Here is a 19,567-nt window from a genome sequence, read left to right on the forward strand (position 1 = left end):
TTATTAATTGTCGCGTTGAGAGACGCGCTAATGACAGTGATTTGAAAGAACATACAGCAAAATCAAATCACAAAATAACTATTGACTTTCTAACCAATAGTTGTTATATTTAAAAGGTCGCTTTTTGAGAGCAAAATCGATTTAAACAATCGATTAAAAAGATTAATAAAAAGTTGTTGACTTTCGGTTTTCAACTTGGTATATTAGTCATTGTCGCTTTCGAACGCGACACATATCGAACCTTGAAAACTAAACAAAATAGCCTGTCGTCAATTCGTTTTTCTTCTTATTTGTTAATAGGAAGAAAGCGGAGACGAAATAAGAAACAACAATAAGCCAAATCAAACACTTTAATTGGAGAGTTTGATCCTGGCTCAGGACGAACGCTGGCGGCGTGCCTAATACATGCAAGTCGAGCGCGGGAAGCGAGCTGAAGCCCTTCGGGGTGGACGCTCGTGGAACGAGCGGCGGACGGGTGAGTAACACGTGGGCAACCTACCTGTGAGACGGGGATAACTCCGGGAAACCGGGGCTAATACCGGATAACGCATCGAACCGCATGGTTCGATGATCAAAGATGGCTTCTAGCTATCACTCACAGATGGGCCCGCGGCGCATTAGTTAGTTGGTGAGGTAACGGCTCACCAAGGCGACGATGCGTAGCCGACCTGAGAGGGTGATCGGCCACACTGGGACTGAGACACGGCCCAGACTCCTACGGGAGGCAGCAGTAGGGAATCATCCGCAATGGACGCAAGTCTGACGGTGCAACGCCGCGTGAGCGATGAAGGTCTTCGGATCGTAAAGCTCTGTTGTGAGGGAAGAACAAGTGCCGTTCGAATAGGGCGGCACCTTGACGGTACCTCACCAGAAAGCCCCGGCTAACTACGTGCCAGCAGCCGCGGTAATACGTAGGGGGCAAGCGTTGTCCGGAATTATTGGGCGTAAAGCGCGCGCAGGCGGTTCCTTAAGTCTGATGTGAAAGGCCACAGCTCAACTGTGGAGGGCCATTGGAAACTGGGGAACTTGAGGACAGAAGAGGAGAGCGGAATTCCACGTGTAGCGGTGAAATGCGTAGATATGTGGAGGAACACCAGTGGCGAAGGCGGCTCTCTGGTCTGTAACTGACGCTGAGGCGCGAAAGCATGGGTAGCGAACAGGATTAGATACCCTGGTAGTCCATGCCGTAAACGTTGAGTGCTAGGTGTTAGGGGGTCCAACCCTTAGTGCTGCAGTTAACGCAATAAGCACTCCGCCTGGGGAGTACGGCCGCAAGGCTGAAACTCAAAGGAATTGACGGGGGCCTGCACAAGCGGTGGAGCATGTGGTTTAATTCGACGCAACGCGAAGAACCTTACCAGGTCTTGACATCTTCGGACAACCCAAGAGATTGGGTCTTCCCTTCGGGGACCGAATGACAGGTGGTGCATGGTTGTCGTCAGCTCGTGTCGTGAGATGTTGGGTTAAGTCCCGTAACGAGCGCAACCCCTGATCTTAGTTGCCAGCATTCAGTTGGGCACTCTAGGATGACTGCCGGTGACAAACCGGAGGAAGGCGGGGATGACGTCAAATCATCATGCCCCTTATGACCTGGGCTACACACGTGCTACAATGGATGGTACAAAGGGAAGCCAAACCGCGAGGTCGAGCTAATCCCATAAAGCCATTCTCAGTTCGGATTGTAGGCTGCAACTCGCCTGCATGAAGCCGGAATCGCTAGTAATCGCGGATCAGAATGCCGCGGTGAATACGTTCCCAGGCCTTGTACACACCGCCCGTCACACCACGAGAGTTGGCAACACCCGAAGTCGGTGGGGTAACCTTCACGGAGCCAGCCGCCGAAGGTGGGGCCAATGATTGGGGTGAAGTCGTAACAAGGTAGCCGTATCGGAAGGTGCGGCTGGATCACCTCCTTTCTAAGGAATATAGGAGGCGACAGTGCTATTTTGTTTAGTTTTGAAGGATCGATGATCCTTTGAAAAGTACCTTGAAAACTAGATAAGATGAGATACCAAAGCATCGAAAAGCAAGTAAAGACACAAGCGTCTTTTCACGCATAACTTGATGGTTCGCCATGGAGTTAAGAGTTAGTTAAGTGAACAAGGGCGCACGGTGGATGCCTTGGCACTAGGAGTCGAAGAAGGACGGGACAAACACCGATATGCCTCGGCGAGCAGTAAGTAAGCGTCGACCCGGGGATGTCCGAATGGGGAAACCCACGACCCGTAATGGGGTCGTATCCATGGCTGAATACATAGGTCATGGAAGACAACTCAGGGAACTGAAACATCTCAGTACCTGAAGGAAGAGAAAGCAACCGCGATTTCCTGAGTAGCGGCGAGCGAAACGGAAACAGCCCAAACCAAGGCGCATGCGTCTTGGGGTTGTAGGACACGCCAAACGGAGTGATCAAGATACACGGTAGATGAAGCAACCTGGAACGGTTCGCCAGAGACGGTAAAAGCCCGGTAATCGAAACGGTGTATCCTCCGGCGTGGATCCTGAGTACGACGGAACACGTGTTATTCCGTCGGAATCCGGGAGGACCATCTCCCAAGGCTAAATACTCCCTAGTGACCGATAGTGAACCAGTACCGTGAGGGAAAGGTGAAAAGCACCCCGGAAGGGGAGTGAAATAGAACCTGAAACCGTGTGCCTACAAGTAGTCGAAGCCCGTTAATGGGTGACGGCGTGCCTTTTGTAGAATGAACCGGCGAGTTACGAGGACGAGCAAGGTTAAAGAGCAGATCTGGAGCCGCAGCGAAAGCGAGTCTGAACAGGGCGCATTAGTTCGTCATCGTAGACCCGAAACTGTGTGATCTACCCATGTCCAGGGTGAAGGTCAGGTAACACTGACTGGAGGCCCGAACCCACGTATGTTGAAAAATGCGGGGATGAGGTGTGGGTAGCGGTGAAATGCCAATCGAACACAGAGATAGCTGGTTCTCTCCGAAATAGCTTTAGGGCTAGCCTCAACGTAGCGAGTCTTGGAGGTAGAGCACTGATTGGACTAGGGGCCCCTATCGGGTTACCGAATTCAGTCAAACTCCGAATGCCAATGACTTACCGTTGGGAGTCAGACTATGGGTGATAAGGTTCATAGTCGAAAGGGAAACAGCCCAGACCGCCAGCTAAGGTCCCTAAGTATGTGTTAAGTGGGAAAGGATGTGACGTTGCTCAGACAACCAGGATGTTAGCTTAGAAGCAGCTATCATTTAAAGAGTGCGTAATAGCTCACTGGTCGAGTGACGTTGCGCCGAAAATTTACCGGGGCTAAACACATCACCGAAGCTGCGGATTGTCCGCAGGACAATGGTAGGAGAGCGTTCTAAGGGCTTAGAAGTCAGACCGTGAGGACTGGTGGAGCGCTTAGAAGTGAGAATGCCGGTATGAGTAGCGAAAAAGAAGTGAGAATCTTCTTCACCGTAAGCCTAAGGTTTCCTGAGGAAGGCTCGTCCGCTCAGGGTAAGTCGGGACCTAAGCCGAGGCCGAAAGGCGTAGGCGATGGCCAACAGGTTGAAATTCCTGTACCACCTCCTTTCCGTTCGAACGACGGGGAGACGCAGGAGGATAAGGGAAGCGTGCCACCGGATGTGCACGCCCAAGCAGAGAGTGTGATGGATAGGCAAATCCGTCCATCGGACGCATGATCTGTGATGGGGAGGGAACATAAGTACCGAAGTCCCGGATTTCACACTGCCTAGAAAAGCCTCTAGTGAGGAAAGAGGTGCCCGTACCGCAAACCGACACAGGTAGGCGAGGAGAGTATCCTAAGGTGATCGGGAGAACTCTCGTTAAGGAACTCGGCAAAATGACCCCGTAACCTCGGGAGAAGGGGTGCTCATCTAGGCTACGGCCTAGGGAGCCGCAGTGAAAAGGCCCAAGCGACTGTTTATCAAAAACACAGGTCTCTGCGAAGCCGTAAGGCGAAGTATAGGGGCTGACACCTGCCCGGTGCTGGAAGGTTAAGGGGATGCGTTCGTCCTTCGGGACAAAGCGTTGAACCGAAGCCCCAGTAAACGGCGGCCGTAACTATAACGGTCCTAAGGTAGCGAAATTCCTTGTCGGGTAAGTTCCGACCCGCACGAAAGGTGCAACGACTTGGGCACTGTCTCAACGAGAGACCCGGTGAAATTATACTATGCGTGAAAATGCGCATTACCCGCGACAAGACGGAAAGACCCCGTGGAGCTTTACTGTAGCCTGATATTGAATGTTGGTACAGCTTGTACAGGATAGGTGGGAGCCTAAGATGCCGGAGCGCAAGCTTCGGCGGAGGCGCCGGTGGGATACCACCCTGGCTGTACGGACATTCTAACCCCGAGCCGTGATCCGGTTCGGAGACAGTGTCAGGTGGGCAGTTTGACTGGGGCGGTCGCCTCCCAAAGAGTAACGGAGGCGCCCAAAGGTTCCCTCAGAATGGTTGGAAATCATTCGCAGAGTGTAAAGGCAGAAGGGAGCTTGACTGCGAGACTTACAAGTCGAGCAGGGACGAAAGTCGGGCTTAGTGATCCGGCGGTTCCGCATGGAAGGGCCGTCGCTCAACGGATAAAAGCTACCCCGGGGATAACAGGCTTATCTCCCCCAAGAGTCCACATCGACGGGGAGGTTTGGCACCTCGATGTCGGCTCATCGCATCCTGGGGCTGTAGTCGGTCCCAAGGGTTGGGCTGTTCGCCCATTAAAGCGGTACGCGAGCTGGGTTCAGAACGTCGTGAGACAGTTCGGTCCCTATCTGTCGTGGGCGTTGGAAATTTGAGAGGAGCTGTCCTTAGTACGAGAGGACCGGGATGGACACACCGCTGGTGTACCAGTTGTTCCACCAGGAGCACTGCTGGGTAGCTACGTGTGGTCGGGATAAGTGCTGAAAGCATCTAAGCATGAAGCCCCCCTCAAGATGAGATTTCCCATTGCCTCGAGCAAGTAAGATCCCTCAGAGACGATGAGGTTGATAGGTCCGAGGTGGAAGCGTGGTGACACGTGGAGCTGACGGATACTAATCGATCGAGGACTTAACTAACGGTTAAGACGCCTGGTCGACGTTGCGCGGTATCATCGATCTTATCTAGTTTTGAAGGTATTTATAGATTATCCATAAATATCTTAGACAAAATTTTAAAAACCCCTTGCATTTTTAATGAAGGGTGAATATAATATAACTTGTCGTTGAAATTTGAAGTTATTTGTCCGGTGGTTATGGCAGAGAGGTCACACCTGTTCCCATGCCGAACACAGTAGTTAAGCTCTCTAGCGCCGATGGTAGTTGGGGTTCTTCCCCTGCGAGAGTAGGACGCCGCCGGGCTTTAATTAATGGAGGATTAGCTCAGTTGGGAGAGCACTTGCCTTACAAGCAAGGGGTCGGTGGTTCGAGCCCGCCATCCTCCACCATCTTAATAAGCCGGCCTAGCTCAATCTGGCAGAGCAACTGACTTGTAATCAGTAGGTTGGGAGTTCGAGTCTCTCGGCCGGCACCACTTATTAATTCAATCGTCAGATTGATAAAATAAAATATGCATTTAATGATGAACTATTCGTTTTAGGAGCCATTAGCTCAGCTGGCAGAGCATCTGACTTTTAATCAGAGGGTCGGTGGTTCGAATCCACCATGGCTCACCATTTGCGGGTGTGGCGGAATTGGCAGACGCGCTAGACTTAGGATCTAGTGTCTTATGACGTGGGGGTTCGACTCCCTCCACCCGCACCATTATTTATGCGGAAGTAGTTCAGCGGTAGAACACCACCTTGCCAAGGTGGGGGTCGCGGGTTCGAATCCCGTCTTCCGCTCCATTAGATGCCGGGGTGGCGGAATTGGCAGACGCACAGGACTTAAAATCCTGCGGTAGTTCTACTACCGTGCCGGTTCGAGTCCGGCCCTCGGCACCACTTTTTTGGCGCCCGTAGCTCAATTGGATAGAGCGTCTGACTACGGATCAGAAGGTTAGGGGTTCGACTCCTCTCGGGCGCACCATAAAAAACGGGAAGTAGCTCAGCTTGGTAGAGCACTTGGTTTGGGACCAAGGGGTCGCAGGTTCGAATCCTGTCTTCCCGACTCTTCATAACGGGGCCTTAGCTCAGATGGGAGAGCGCCTGCTTTGCACGCAGGAGGTCAGCGGTTCGATCCCGCTAGGCTCCACCATTTTAAACATCGAACCTTGAAAACTAAACAAAATAGCCTGTCGTCAATTCGTTTTTCTTCTTATTTGTTAATAGGAAGAAAGCGGAGACGAAATAAGAAACAACAATAAGCCAAATCAAACACTTTAATTGGAGAGTTTGATCCTGGCTCAGGACGAACGCTGGCGGCGTGCCTAATACATGCAAGTCGAGCGCGGGAAGCGAGCTGAAGCCCTTCGGGGTGGACGCTCGTGGAACGAGCGGCGGACGGGTGAGTAACACGTGGGCAACCTACCTGTGAGACGGGGATAACTCCGGGAAACCGGGGCTAATACCGGATAACGCATCGAACCGCATGGTTCGATGATCAAAGATGGCTTCTAGCTATCACTCACAGATGGGCCCGCGGCGCATTAGTTAGTTGGTGAGGTAACGGCTCACCAAGGCGACGATGCGTAGCCGACCTGAGAGGGTGATCGGCCACACTGGGACTGAGACACGGCCCAGACTCCTACGGGAGGCAGCAGTAGGGAATCATCCGCAATGGACGCAAGTCTGACGGTGCAACGCCGCGTGAGCGATGAAGGTCTTCGGATCGTAAAGCTCTGTTGTGAGGGAAGAACAAGTGCCGTTCGAATAGGGCGGCACCTTGACGGTACCTCACCAGAAAGCCCCGGCTAACTACGTGCCAGCAGCCGCGGTAATACGTAGGGGGCAAGCGTTGTCCGGAATTATTGGGCGTAAAGCGCGCGCAGGCGGTTCCTTAAGTCTGATGTGAAAGGCCACAGCTCAACTGTGGAGGGCCATTGGAAACTGGGGAACTTGAGGACAGAAGAGGAGAGCGGAATTCCACGTGTAGCGGTGAAATGCGTAGATATGTGGAGGAACACCAGTGGCGAAGGCGGCTCTCTGGTCTGTAACTGACGCTGAGGCGCGAAAGCATGGGTAGCGAACAGGATTAGATACCCTGGTAGTCCATGCCGTAAACGTTGAGTGCTAGGTGTTAGGGGGTCCAACCCTTAGTGCTGCAGTTAACGCAATAAGCACTCCGCCTGGGGAGTACGGCCGCAAGGCTGAAACTCAAAGGAATTGACGGGGGCCTGCACAAGCGGTGGAGCATGTGGTTTAATTCGACGCAACGCGAAGAACCTTACCAGGTCTTGACATCTTCGGACAACCCAAGAGATTGGGTCTTCCCTTCGGGGACCGAATGACAGGTGGTGCATGGTTGTCGTCAGCTCGTGTCGTGAGATGTTGGGTTAAGTCCCGTAACGAGCGCAACCCCTGATCTTAGTTGCCAGCATTCAGTTGGGCACTCTAGGATGACTGCCGGTGACAAACCGGAGGAAGGCGGGGATGACGTCAAATCATCATGCCCCTTATGACCTGGGCTACACACGTGCTACAATGGATGGTACAAAGGGAAGCCAAACCGCGAGGTCGAGCTAATCCCATAAAGCCATTCTCAGTTCGGATTGTAGGCTGCAACTCGCCTGCATGAAGCCGGAATCGCTAGTAATCGCGGATCAGAATGCCGCGGTGAATACGTTCCCAGGCCTTGTACACACCGCCCGTCACACCACGAGAGTTGGCAACACCCGAAGTCGGTGGGGTAACCTTCACGGAGCCAGCCGCCGAAGGTGGGGCCAATGATTGGGGTGAAGTCGTAACAAGGTAGCCGTATCGGAAGGTGCGGCTGGATCACCTCCTTTCTAAGGAATATAGGAGGCGACAGTGCTATTTTGTTTAGTTTTGAAGGATCGATGATCCTTTGAAAAGTACCTTGAAAACTAGATAAGATGAGATACCAAAGCATCGAAAAGCAAGTAAAGACACAAGCGTCTTTTCACGCATAACTTGATGGTTCGCCATGGAGTTAAGAGTTAGTTAAGTGAACAAGGGCGCACGGTGGATGCCTTGGCACTAGGAGTCGAAGAAGGACGGGACAAACACCGATATGCCTCGGCGAGCAGTAAGTAAGCGTCGACCCGGGGATGTCCGAATGGGGAAACCCACGACCCGTAATGGGGTCGTATCCATGGCTGAATACATAGGTCATGGAAGACAACTCAGGGAACTGAAACATCTCAGTACCTGAAGGAAGAGAAAGCAACCGCGATTTCCTGAGTAGCGGCGAGCGAAACGGAAACAGCCCAAACCAAGGCGCATGCGTCTTGGGGTTGTAGGACACGCCAAACGGAGTGATCAAGATACACGGTAGATGAAGCAACCTGGAACGGTTCGCCAGAGACGGTAAAAGCCCGGTAATCGAAACGGTGTATCCTCCGGCGTGGATCCTGAGTACGACGGAACACGTGTTATTCCGTCGGAATCCGGGAGGACCATCTCCCAAGGCTAAATACTCCCTAGTGACCGATAGTGAACCAGTACCGTGAGGGAAAGGTGAAAAGCACCCCGGAAGGGGAGTGAAATAGAACCTGAAACCGTGTGCCTACAAGTAGTCGAAGCCCGTTAATGGGTGACGGCGTGCCTTTTGTAGAATGAACCGGCGAGTTACGAGGACGAGCAAGGTTAAAGAGCAGATCTGGAGCCGCAGCGAAAGCGAGTCTGAACAGGGCGCATTAGTTCGTCATCGTAGACCCGAAACTGTGTGATCTACCCATGTCCAGGGTGAAGGTCAGGTAACACTGACTGGAGGCCCGAACCCACGTATGTTGAAAAATGCGGGGATGAGGTGTGGGTAGCGGTGAAATGCCAATCGAACACAGAGATAGCTGGTTCTCTCCGAAATAGCTTTAGGGCTAGCCTCAACGTAGCGAGTCTTGGAGGTAGAGCACTGATTGGACTAGGGGCCCCTATCGGGTTACCGAATTCAGTCAAACTCCGAATGCCAATGACTTACCGTTGGGAGTCAGACTATGGGTGATAAGGTTCATAGTCGAAAGGGAAACAGCCCAGACCGCCAGCTAAGGTCCCTAAGTATGTGTTAAGTGGGAAAGGATGTGACGTTGCTCAGACAACCAGGATGTTAGCTTAGAAGCAGCTATCATTTAAAGAGTGCGTAATAGCTCACTGGTCGAGTGACGTTGCGCCGAAAATTTACCGGGGCTAAACACATCACCGAAGCTGCGGATTGTCCGCAGGACAATGGTAGGAGAGCGTTCTAAGGGCTTAGAAGTCAGACCGTGAGGACTGGTGGAGCGCTTAGAAGTGAGAATGCCGGTATGAGTAGCGAAAAAGAAGTGAGAATCTTCTTCACCGTAAGCCTAAGGTTTCCTGAGGAAGGCTCGTCCGCTCAGGGTAAGTCGGGACCTAAGCCGAGGCCGAAAGGCGTAGGCGATGGCCAACAGGTTGAAATTCCTGTACCACCTCCTTTCCGTTCGAACGACGGGGAGACGCAGGAGGATAAGGGAAGCGTGCCACCGGATGTGCACGCCCAAGCAGAGAGTGTGATGGATAGGCAAATCCGTCCATCGGACGCATGATCTGTGATGGGGAGGGAACATAAGTACCGAAGTCCCGGATTTCACACTGCCTAGAAAAGCCTCTAGTGAGGAAAGAGGTGCCCGTACCGCAAACCGACACAGGTAGGCGAGGAGAGTATCCTAAGGTGATCGGGAGAACTCTCGTTAAGGAACTCGGCAAAATGACCCCGTAACCTCGGGAGAAGGGGTGCTCATCTAGGCTACGGCCTAGGGAGCCGCAGTGAAAAGGCCCAAGCGACTGTTTATCAAAAACACAGGTCTCTGCGAAGCCGTAAGGCGAAGTATAGGGGCTGACACCTGCCCGGTGCTGGAAGGTTAAGGGGATGCGTTCGTCCTTCGGGACAAAGCGTTGAACCGAAGCCCCAGTAAACGGCGGCCGTAACTATAACGGTCCTAAGGTAGCGAAATTCCTTGTCGGGTAAGTTCCGACCCGCACGAAAGGTGCAACGACTTGGGCACTGTCTCAACGAGAGACCCGGTGAAATTATACTATGCGTGAAAATGCGCATTACCCGCGACAAGACGGAAAGACCCCGTGGAGCTTTACTGTAGCCTGATATTGAATGTTGGTACAGCTTGTACAGGATAGGTGGGAGCCTAAGATGCCGGAGCGCAAGCTTCGGCGGAGGCGTCGGTGGGATACCACCCTGGCTGTACGGACATTCTAACCCCGAGCCGTGATCCGGTTCGGAGACAGTGTCAGGTGGGCAGTTTGACTGGGGCGGTCGCCTCCCAAAGAGTAACGGAGGCGCCCAAAGGTTCCCTCAGAATGGTTGGAAATCATTCGCAGAGTGTAAAGGCAGAAGGGAGCTTGACTGCGAGACTTACAAGTCGAGCAGGGACGAAAGTCGGGCTTAGTGATCCGGCGGTTCCGCATGGAAGGGCCGTCGCTCAACGGATAAAAGCTACCCCGGGGATAACAGGCTTATCTCCCCCAAGAGTCCACATCGACGGGGAGGTTTGGCACCTCGATGTCGGCTCATCGCATCCTGGGGCTGTAGTCGGTCCCAAGGGTTGGGCTGTTCGCCCATTAAAGCGGTACGCGAGCTGGGTTCAGAACGTCGTGAGACAGTTCGGTCCCTATCTGTCGTGGGCGTTGGAAATTTGAGAGGAGCTGTCCTTAGTACGAGAGGACCGGGATGGACACACCGCTGGTGTACCAGTTGTTCCACCAGGAGCACTGCTGGGTAGCTACGTGTGGTCGGGATAAGTGCTGAAAGCATCTAAGCATGAAGCCCCCCTCAAGATGAGATTTCCCATTGCCTCGAGCAAGTAAGATCCCTCAGAGACGATGAGGTTGATAGGTCCGAGGTGGAAGCGTGGTGACACGTGGAGCTGACGGATACTAATCGATCGAGGACTTAACTAACGGTTAAGACGCCTGGTCGACGTTGCGCGGTATCATCGATCTTATCTAGTTTTGAAGGTGCTTCACCTTCAATTGAATACAATCATATGAAGTCCGGTGGTTATGGCAGAGAGGTCACACCTGTTCCCATGCCGAACACAGTAGTTAAGCTCTCTAGCGCCGATGGTAGTTGGGGTTCTTCCCCTGCGAGAGTAGGACGCCGCCGGGCATATTGTTAAAGCTAAGAGATTTATTGTCTTCTTAGCTTTTTTTGTTTATGATGGAATAATAATTAAATAGTATTCATACATAAAAGGGGACTGGTGTAAAAGAGGAGTGTAATTGAAATGGATTTCATTCAATATATAAATGAACAATTCATTAATGAAAATTTTGATACCATGTTATATCGTGTATTACTTGCGACGGTATTATGTGGATTAATTGGTTTTGAGCGTGAACTTAAAAACCATCAAGCAGGTTTCCGTACTCATATATTAGTTGGTGTAGGTGCTTGTGTGATGATGTTACTATCAGTTTATGGGTTTGACCCTTATATTAACGATCATGATACAGTCCGTTTTGATCCAGCTCGTATTCCTTCTTATGTAATCAGTGGGATTGGCTTTTTAGGAGCAGGAACGATTCTTGTTCATGGTATGACGATTAGAGGTTTAACAACGGCTGCGTCTATTTGGACTGTTGCTGGACTGGGATTAGTTATTGGTGCAGGTATGTATGCTTTAGGAATCCTTGCAACATTAGTTGTATTATTAAGTTTAATTTTTCTTAACTCATTTGAGAAGCTATTTACGCGTCATAAGGATAAAAATCAACTGCATTTATTAATTAATCAAGAGGCTCATATTGGAGACATTCTTGATTTATTAGAAGAATTTCATTTACAGATCAAACGTATGGAAATTAAAAGTGATGAAATGGATCGTCGGAATGTCCATATTGAGCTAGAGAAACGTCAAGAATTTAACCGTCATGAATTATTAAATCAGTTAAGTAAATTGAATGATGTCACTTATATTTATAATAATGATGATTTGGATATAACCAATAAATAATAGTATTAGATAACGTGTGAACACTATTTTTGCCAGTGTTCACACGTTTTTTTATGCAAAAATAACTATTACAAAAGCAAGCAATCAAATCATTTGCAACATAGAAAAATATCAGTATAATGAAAGTATAGTCAAAGATAGTCAAAGTCAAACTTTGATCAATTATAAATGATTGAGGAGTAAGGAGGGAGCGACGGTGAGGAATATATCCGAAGTAATTGAAGCGTATTTAAAGCAAGTTATTCAGTCGAGTCAGAGTGATGTCGTTGAATTAAAGCGCAGTGAAATTGCTGACCGTTTTGAATGTGTCCCTTCTCAAATAAATTATGTGATTAATACGCGATTTACGCTTGAAAAAGGCTATTTGGTCGAAAGTAAGCGTGGCGGTGGTGGCTACATTCGCATTATTCGCTTACAACCGAAATCGAATGAAGCTTTAATACAAGAGATGGATTTAGCATCGAATCAACCTTTAACTCAACAAGCTTCATTTGATTTAGTTGAACGTCTTAAGGAAGAAAATTTGATAACAGAGCGTGAAAAACGTTTGATGGAGAAAGTTATGCATCGAGATATTCTGGATATACCATTACCAGATCGTGATATTATTCGTGCTAAGATTTTTAAAGAACTATTAACGACCATCAAAATGCACGGTTGATTGGAGGGGTTAAAATGTTATGTCAAAACTGTCAAGAGCGAGAAGCCTCTGTTCATTACACGCAAGTCGTTAATGGACAAAAGAAAGAAATGCATTTGTGTGAGCAATGTGCTCAAGGTGAGGGTTATATGGATTTTGCAAATGAAAACTTATCCCTTCACCACTTTCTAACGAATATGTTCCCATTTGATCAAACAAAAGACCAAACGGAACAACAGATGACCTCTGCACAATCGATTCAATGTGAAGGATGCGGCTTAACGTATCATGAGTTTCGACATCAAGGTAAATTCGGTTGTAGCCAATGCTATGAAGCTTTTTCGGATTATCTAGACCCGATATTTAAACGTGTTCATAGTGGCAATACAGAACATGTTGGTAAAATTCCGAAGAGACTAGGCGGTCATTTGCATAAACACCGGGAAATTAATCAACTCCAAGAACAGATGCAGCAAAAAATTAATGAAGAAGATTTCGAGGAAGCTGCGAATATTCGAGACCGTATCCGTCATTTAAAAGAGGAACTGCATGATGGTCATGGGGGTGAAGCGTAATGTCTTTACAAGATTTTATTAATGATGCCATCAGCCCATGGATGAATGATGAAGGTCGGGATTCGGATATTGTTTTAAGCACACGAATCCGTTTGGCCCGCAATTTGGAAGAAGTGCCTTTCCCGACAAGTGGAGATCAGTCGTCACAAGAGAAAGTACTCGAACATATTGAACAAGAGTTTAACAATCAATCTTATGAGGATTTTAAAAAGTTTCAGTTAGTGAAGATGGCTGATATAGAGCCGGTTGAAAAACGGGTTTTGGTTGAAAAACATTTGATGAGTCCTAATTTAGCTGAAAATACTCAAACAGGTGCGGTGCTAATTTCAGAAAATGAGCAGGCTTCAGTGATGATTAACGAAGAGGATCATTTAAGAATTCAACTCTATTATCCAGGCCTAGGCTTATCTGAAGCTTTACAACAAGCCCAGAAGTTAGATGATTGGTTTGAAGAACGAACAAGATATGCATTTAGTGAAGAAAAAGGCTATTTAACTAGTTGTCCAACTAATGTCGGCACAGGCTTGCGTGCATCGGTTATGATGCATTTGCCAGCGTTAACGATGACGAATCAAATGACTCGCTTGGCTCCAGAGATCAACAAGTTAGGGTTAGTCGTCCGTGGTATTTATGGAGAAGGCAGTGAAGCGCTCGGTGCGTTGTATCAAATATCCAATCAAATGACACTTGGTAAGTCAGAAGAGGATATTATTCAAGATTTACAGAGTGTTGTAAGCAAAGTGATTGAAAGTGAACGTCAATCTCGTGAATGGGTGATGCAACAATCGGGTATACAGTTAGAGGACCGGATATTTAGGTCTTACGGTGTGTTGGCACATAGCCGCATCATTGAATCGAAGGAAGCGGCCAAATGCTTATCAGATGTCCGATTAGGCATCGATTTAGGTTTAATCAAAAACATTTCAAAAACCATTTTGAATGAGTTAATGGTGCTAACGCAGCCGGGCTTTTTACAACACTACGCGAAGAAATCCCTACAACCAGCTGAACGTGATTGGTTTAGAGCGAACCTAATTCGTGAACGATTACAATTAGAGCAATATTAATTGAAGGAGGCAAACAGGTATGATGTTTGGACGATTTACAGAGAGAGCACAAAAAGTGTTAGCTTTATCTCAAGAAGAAGCTGTACGATTAGGTCATAATAATATTGGAACAGAACATATATTACTCGGCTTAGTGAAAGAGGGCGAAGGTATTGCAGCCAAGGCGCTTTCGTCATTAAACGTGACAGCCGAACAAATCCAACAGGAAGTTGAACAATTAATTGGTGTCGGTCAAAGTGAACAACAAACGATTCATTACACACCACGCGCGAAAAAAGTCATTGAATTATCAATGGATGAAGCGCGTAAATTAAATCATTCATATGTCGGAACAGAGCATATCTTACTAGGCCTAATTCGTGAAGGCGAAGGTGTAGCTGCACGCGTCTTTAACAACTTAGGTGTTAGCCTAAACAAAGCACGCCAGCAAGTGTTACAGCTGTTAGGCAGTAATGAATCAACAGGTAATAATCGTCAACAGAAACAATCAAGTAATGCGAGTACACCAACACTTGATTCATTAGCAAGGGATTTAACAGCAGTGGCACAAGAAAGCAATATCGACCCTGTTATTGGTCGTGCTGAAGAAATTGAACGTGTCATTCAAGTGTTAAGCCGTCGCCGTAAGAACAACCCAGTTCTAATTGGTGAGCCTGGTGTTGGTAAAACAGCGATTGCTGAAGGTCTAGCACAACAAATTATTAATAATGAAGTACCAGAAATTTTACGTGATAAACGCGTGATGACACTTGATATGGGTACTGTTGTTGCAGGTACTAAATACCGCGGTGAATTCGAAGATCGTTTGAAAAAAGTCATGGAAGAAATTCGCCAAGCTAATAATGTCATTCTTTTCATTGACGAATTGCACACATTAATCGGTGCTGGTGGTGCTGAAGGTGCAATTGACGCTTCAAACATCTTGAAACCAGCTCTAGCACGCGGTGACTTACAATGTATTGGTGCCACAACATTAGACGAATATCGTAAATATATTGAAAAAGATGCCGCGTTAGAACGCCGTTTCCAACCGGTTCAAGTTGATGAACCGACACCGGAACAATCACAACAAATTCTTGAAGGATTACGTGACCGTTATGAAGCGCATCACCGTGTTACGATTTCACCTGAAGCGATCGAAAGTGCTGTTCGCCTATCAGACCGTTATATCACGGATCGTTTCTTACCAGATAAAGCGATTGACTTAATTGATGAAGCGGCATCACGTGTACGCTTAAGAAGTTATACTGCTCCACCTAACTTAAAAGAACTTGAACAGAAGTTAGATGAAGTGAAGAAAGAAAAAGATGCGGCTGTACAAAGCCAAGAATTTGAAAAGGCTGCTTCTCTACGTGATAAAGAGCAGAAATTAAAAGATGAACTAGAGAAAACAAAAGACGAGTGGAAAGAAAAGCAAGGTAAAGAAGATTCTGAAGTAACGCTTGAAGATATCGCTCAAGTTGTCTCTACTTGGACGGGAGTGCCTGTTTCTCGCTTAGCGAAGGATGATAAAGAACGCTTACTCAACCTAGAACAAACGCTTCATGATCGTGTTATCGGTCAAAATGAAGCTGTTGACGCTGTTGCTAAAGCAGTTCGTCGTGCTCGTGCAGGCTTGAAAGATCCGAAACGTCCAATTGGTTCATTTATCTTCTTAGGTCCAACAGGTGTTGGTAAGACAGAATTAGCGCGCGCATTAGCGTCTTCAATGTTCGGTGATGAAGATGCAATGATTCGTATGGATATGTCCGAATATATGGAAAAACACGCGACTTCTCGTCTAGTTGGTTCTCCTCCTGGCTATGTAGGCTATGAAGAAGGTGGCCAATTAACGGAAAAAGTACGCACCAAACCTTATTCCGTTATTCTATTAGACGAAATTGAAAAAGCGCACCCTGAGGTCTTTAACATCTTACTACAAGTCCTAGAAGATGGTCGTTTGACTGATGCGAAAGGTCGCGTTGTTGACTTCCGTAATACGGTCTTAATTATGACATCAAACGTGGGTGCTCAAGAATTACGTCGCCAGAAATACGTTGGTTTCAGTGTTGACGATAATCAACAAGATCATAAACAAATGAAATCGAAAGTGATGGACGAATTGAAGAAAGCATTCCGTCCAGAATTCTTAAACCGTATCGACGAAACGATTGTCTTCCATTCACTTGAAGAAGATCATATTAAAGAAATTGTTCAACTCATGGTTAAACAATTACAAAATCGTCTGTCTGAAAGTGAAATTAACTTCACTTTAACAGATGAAGCGATTAAGAAGATTACTGATGAGGGCATGGACTTAGAATATGGTGCTCGACCTTTACGTCGTTCACTTCAGAAGAATGTGGAAGACTTCTTATCAGAAGAACTTCTTCGTGGTACGATTCAAGCAGGGCAAGAAGTAGAAATTGACGTCAATGAAGACGGTGAATTCTATATTGCCTCGACGAAGGATCTTGAACCTGAAACAAATGAACAATCATAAGATTAACAGCCGGATTCATCGATAATCCGGCTGTTTTTTCTACTTTGTTATAATGTAAGCACCTACATAGGAAAGGGAGTAAATTATGGCTAAATCAAAAGTGATCTTTTTCTGTCAGGAATGTGGCTATGAATCACCGAAATGGATGGGGAAATGTCCAGCTTGTCATCAATGGAATACATTAGTTGAGGAAAAGGTGTCAAAAAACGCTGATCGTCATCAAGTAACAGGAGAATCCTCTAAACAACGAAAGAAACCTCAATCGATTAAAGAAGTATCTTCACAAGAAGAGGAACGTTTATCCACGCAAATGGAAGAGTTAAATCGTGTGTTGGGTGGTGGCATTGTACCTGGTTCGCTTGTTCTCATCGGAGGTGACCCCGGTATAGGTAAGTCGACATTATTACTTCAGCTATCATCTCAAGTGGCGAACAATCATATGAATGTGTTGTACATCTCTGGTGAAGAATCGGAAAAACAAACGAAACTACGATCTGACCGACTCGATGCGAATGAGGATCATTTATACATTATGGCGGAAACAAATTTAGAATATGTGATTGATGCCATTGATCAAATGAACCCATCATTTGTCGTCATCGATTCGATTCAGACGATCTTTAATGATGCGGTTACCTCAGCACCAGGCTCTGTTTCCCAAGTCCGTGAATGTACGAGTGCCTTGATGAAAGTGGCAAAGTCGAAAGGAATCTCGATTTTCATCGTGGGTCACGTGACAAAAGAAGGAGCGATTGCAGGGCCGCGCTTGTTAGAGCATATGGTTGATACGGTATTATATTTTGAAGGGGAACGCCATCATACATTCCGAATCCTCCGCAGTGTTAAAAACCGTTTCGGAAGTACACATGAGATGGGCATTTTTGAGATGAAAGAAGAAGGATTAAAAGAAGTCAGTAACCCATCGGAAATCTTTCTAGAAGAGCGATCACAAGGGGTAGCAGGTTCAACAGTAGTCGCTTCATTAGAAGGGACTCGTCCGATGCTAGTGGAAATTCAAGCATTGATCTCCCCGACTCAATTTGGTAACTCCCGCCGTATGGCAACAGGGCTAGATCATAATCGGGTCCCATTACTTATGGCTGTCTTAGAAAAACGAGCTGGGTTATTGTTACAAAACCAAGATGCTTACGTCAAAGTTGCTGGTGGCGTGAAATTAGATGAGCCTGCAATTGATTTAGCAGTTGCTATTAGTGTCTCTTCAAGCTTCCGTGACCAGCCGACACGTCCAGATGATGTATTTATTGGTGAAGTCGGATTAACAGGTGAGGTTAGACGGGTCGCTCGTATTGAACAACGCGTTCACGAAGCACATAAACTTGGATTTAAGCGCATTATTTTACCAAGTAATAACTTAGGCAGTTTTACACCGCCAGAAGGAATTGAATTAGTCGGAGTCAATTCCGTACAAGAGGCTCTAAAAGCAGGTTTGGAGTAATTGTGTTACAAACGAGAAATGTTTGTAACACAATTGACATAAAAAGTTTCGTAATGATATAATGATATCTTTTTGACGCAAATTTTTGAACCGTGCTATAATAAGCTATTATAGTTCATTTATTAACTTATGTTCTATTTTGCTTTTGGTAACACTTAAGAATAGGAGGTGCAAGCATGTTAAAGAGGACGATACAATTGTTTATCGTGGTCGCTGGTGGTGCACTCGGTTATTTATATTCACCTGAAGTTGCATCATTAGTAGGCGTTGACGGGTCAAGTTGGTTCATTCCTTTTATCGGTTTAGTGTTAGGTGCAATCATATTATTTATATCTACTTTTTGGCTCGTGGACTATATTGTTAATCTGTTAAAAGTGATCGAAGAGAAGTTGGTCAAAGCACCAGTGGCCGATTTATTATTTGGTAGTTTAGGTTTGATTGTCGGGTTGGTTCTGGCCTTTCTCGTTAATATTTACTTGCAAGGTTTAAGTAATCCGGTTTTATCTGAGATATTACCTATATTCGTCATGGTGATTTTAGGTTATTTAGGCTTCCAAGTCGGGTTTAAACGACGAAATGAATTTATCAATTTATTATCGATGAATCGTAAAGAATCAGGAGCGGATGAGCAGCAGGCAAATGTCAACCAAGCGCCAGATGTTCGCCCGAAAATCCTAGATACGAGCGTTATTATCGATGGGCGAATAGCTGATATTTGTGAAACGCACTTTTTAGAAGGGTCTATTATTATTCCCCATTTTGTGTTGGAAGAATTACAACATATCGCAGACTCATCAGATGTTTTAAAACGTAATCGCGGACGCCGTGGTTTAGATGTTTTAAACCGATTGCAGAAGGAAGTCCCTGTAGATGTTCAGATTTACGAGGGAGACTTTGAAGACATTCAGGAAGTCGATAGTAAACTAGTGAAATTAACGAAGGTCATGAGTGGTGTTCTTGTGACGAATGATTTTAATCTAAATAAAGTATCCGAGTTTCAGAATGTGACAGTCTTAAATATCAATGATTTGGCGAATGCCGTTAAACCTGTTGTTTTACCAGGTGAAGAGATGAATGTTTATGTCATTAAGGCGGGTAAAGAAGATCGTCAAGGCGTTGCATACTTGGATGACGGCACGATGATTGTGGTCGAAGAAGGTAAGAATCATATCGGTGACAGTCTTGATGTTATTGTGACAAGTGTTCTACAAACTTCAGCAGGCCGCATGATTTTCGCGAAACCGAAAGCACTAGATCAGGCGCAATAAAATAACCTAAGGGGCTGACGCAGTATCAATTGAAAATTATGTGATGTGTCAGCCCTTTTCGTTTGGTTAATGTTCACCTATAATAAATGTAACAAG

Annotated in this window: 7 protein-coding genes, 9 tRNA genes and 6 rRNA genes; all 22 read left to right on the plus strand. The window is 46.9% G+C overall.

Annotation, left to right across the window (positions count from 1 at the left end; translation table 11 throughout):
• Positions 1 to 351 precede the first annotated feature (351 nt).
• The 22 genes from ACKXGF_RS00495 (at position 352) to ACKXGF_RS00600 (ending at position 19,471) form a co-directional block, all read left to right on the plus strand.
• Positions 352 to 1,916, plus strand: a 16S ribosomal RNA gene (locus tag ACKXGF_RS00495).
• A gap of 173 nt (positions 1,917 to 2,089) precedes the next feature.
• Positions 2,090 to 5,019 (plus strand): 23S ribosomal RNA (locus tag ACKXGF_RS00500).
• Between the two features lie 166 nt (positions 5,020 to 5,185).
• Positions 5,186 to 5,301: ribosomal RNA gene (gene rrf / locus ACKXGF_RS00505) — 5S ribosomal RNA — on the plus strand.
• Between the two features lie 10 nt (positions 5,302 to 5,311).
• Positions 5,312 to 5,387 (plus strand) — tRNA-Val (locus ACKXGF_RS00510).
• Positions 5,388 to 5,396: 9 nt separating this feature from the next.
• A tRNA-Thr gene (locus ACKXGF_RS00515) sits at positions 5,397 to 5,473 on the plus strand.
• Positions 5,474 to 5,539: 66 nt separating this feature from the next.
• Positions 5,540 to 5,615, plus strand: a tRNA-Lys gene (locus ACKXGF_RS00520).
• A 3-nt stretch (positions 5,616 to 5,618) separates the two neighbouring features.
• A tRNA-Leu gene (locus ACKXGF_RS00525) sits at positions 5,619 to 5,703 on the plus strand.
• A gap of 8 nt (positions 5,704 to 5,711) precedes the next feature.
• A tRNA-Gly gene (locus ACKXGF_RS00530) sits at positions 5,712 to 5,786 on the plus strand.
• 6 nt (positions 5,787 to 5,792) lie between these two features.
• Positions 5,793 to 5,882 (plus strand) — tRNA-Leu (locus tag ACKXGF_RS00535).
• An 8-nt stretch (positions 5,883 to 5,890) separates the two neighbouring features.
• A tRNA-Arg gene (locus tag ACKXGF_RS00540) sits at positions 5,891 to 5,967 on the plus strand.
• Between the two features lie 7 nt (positions 5,968 to 5,974).
• Positions 5,975 to 6,048: transfer RNA gene (locus tag ACKXGF_RS00545), tRNA-Pro, on the plus strand.
• A gap of 11 nt (positions 6,049 to 6,059) precedes the next feature.
• Positions 6,060 to 6,135: transfer RNA gene (locus ACKXGF_RS00550), tRNA-Ala, on the plus strand.
• A gap of 125 nt (positions 6,136 to 6,260) precedes the next feature.
• Positions 6,261 to 7,825: ribosomal RNA gene (locus ACKXGF_RS00555) — 16S ribosomal RNA — on the plus strand.
• Positions 7,826 to 7,998: 173 nt separating this feature from the next.
• Positions 7,999 to 10,928 (plus strand): 23S ribosomal RNA (locus tag ACKXGF_RS00560).
• 92 nt (positions 10,929 to 11,020) lie between these two features.
• Positions 11,021 to 11,136, plus strand: a 5S ribosomal RNA gene (gene rrf, locus ACKXGF_RS00565).
• Together the 16S, 23S and 5S rRNA genes with 9 tRNA genes alongside form the textbook arrangement of a ribosomal RNA operon.
• Before the next feature lie 172 nt (positions 11,137 to 11,308).
• Positions 11,309 to 11,983, plus strand: coding sequence for an MgtC/SapB family protein (locus ACKXGF_RS00570; RefSeq protein ID WP_411955538.1), 675 nt, complete (start codon positions 11,309 to 11,311; stop codon positions 11,981 to 11,983).
• A gap of 196 nt (positions 11,984 to 12,179) precedes the next feature.
• Complete coding sequence (locus tag ACKXGF_RS00575) at positions 12,180 to 12,644, plus strand: CtsR family transcriptional regulator (RefSeq protein ID WP_411954433.1); 465 nt, start codon at positions 12,180 to 12,182, stop codon at positions 12,642 to 12,644.
• Between the two features lie 14 nt (positions 12,645 to 12,658).
• Positions 12,659 to 13,198 carry a UvrB/UvrC motif-containing protein gene (locus tag ACKXGF_RS00580; protein ID WP_411954434.1) on the plus strand — a complete coding sequence of 180 codons (540 nt, stop codon included), beginning with the start codon at positions 12,659 to 12,661 and terminating at the stop codon, positions 13,196 to 13,198.
• Entirely contained in the window at positions 13,198 to 14,265 is a 1,068-nt protein-coding gene (locus ACKXGF_RS00585; protein ID WP_411954435.1) for a protein arginine kinase, read from the plus strand. Before ACKXGF_RS00580 ends, ACKXGF_RS00585 begins: the two co-directional genes overlap by 1 nt.
• Positions 14,266 to 14,284: 19 nt before the next feature.
• Positions 14,285 to 16,747: an ATP-dependent protease ATP-binding subunit ClpC gene (clpC, locus tag ACKXGF_RS00590; RefSeq protein ID WP_411954436.1), complete on the plus strand. Its 2,463-nt coding sequence runs from the start codon at positions 14,285 to 14,287 to the stop codon at positions 16,745 to 16,747.
• 85 nt (positions 16,748 to 16,832) lie between these two features.
• Entirely contained in the window at positions 16,833 to 18,203 is a 1,371-nt protein-coding gene (radA, locus tag ACKXGF_RS00595) for a DNA repair protein RadA (protein ID WP_411954437.1), read from the plus strand.
• Positions 18,204 to 18,379: 176 nt separating this feature from the next.
• Positions 18,380 to 19,471, plus strand: coding sequence for a PIN/TRAM domain-containing protein (locus ACKXGF_RS00600; protein WP_411954438.1), 1,092 nt, complete (start codon positions 18,380 to 18,382; stop codon positions 19,469 to 19,471).
• Positions 19,472 to 19,567 lie beyond the last annotated feature (96 nt).

This window comes from Alkalibacillus sp. S2W, from assembly GCF_046764385.1.
In the GTDB taxonomy this organism is placed as follows: domain Bacteria; phylum Bacillota; class Bacilli; order Bacillales; family Alkalibacillaceae; genus Alkalibacillus; species Alkalibacillus almallahensis.

Bases quoted from the DNA above. Each gene is read 5' to 3' on its own strand.
- ACKXGF_RS00580 (WP_411954434.1), top strand. From the start codon at position 12,659: ATGTTATGTCAAAACTGTCAAGAGCGAGAAGCCTCTGTTCATTACACG.
- clpC (WP_411954436.1), top strand. From the start codon at position 14,285: ATGATGTTTGGACGATTTACAGAGAGAGCACAAAAAGTGTTAGCTTTA.
- ACKXGF_RS00570 (WP_411955538.1), top strand. From the start codon at position 11,309: ATGTTATATCGTGTATTACTTGCGACGGTATTATGTGGATTAATTGGT.
- ACKXGF_RS00600 (WP_411954438.1), top strand. From the start codon at position 18,380: ATGTTAAAGAGGACGATACAATTGTTTATCGTGGTCGCTGGTGGTGCA.
- ACKXGF_RS00585 (WP_411954435.1), top strand. From the start codon at position 13,198: ATGTCTTTACAAGATTTTATTAATGATGCCATCAGCCCATGGATGAAT.
- radA (WP_411954437.1), top strand. From the start codon at position 16,833: ATGGCTAAATCAAAAGTGATCTTTTTCTGTCAGGAATGTGGCTATGAA.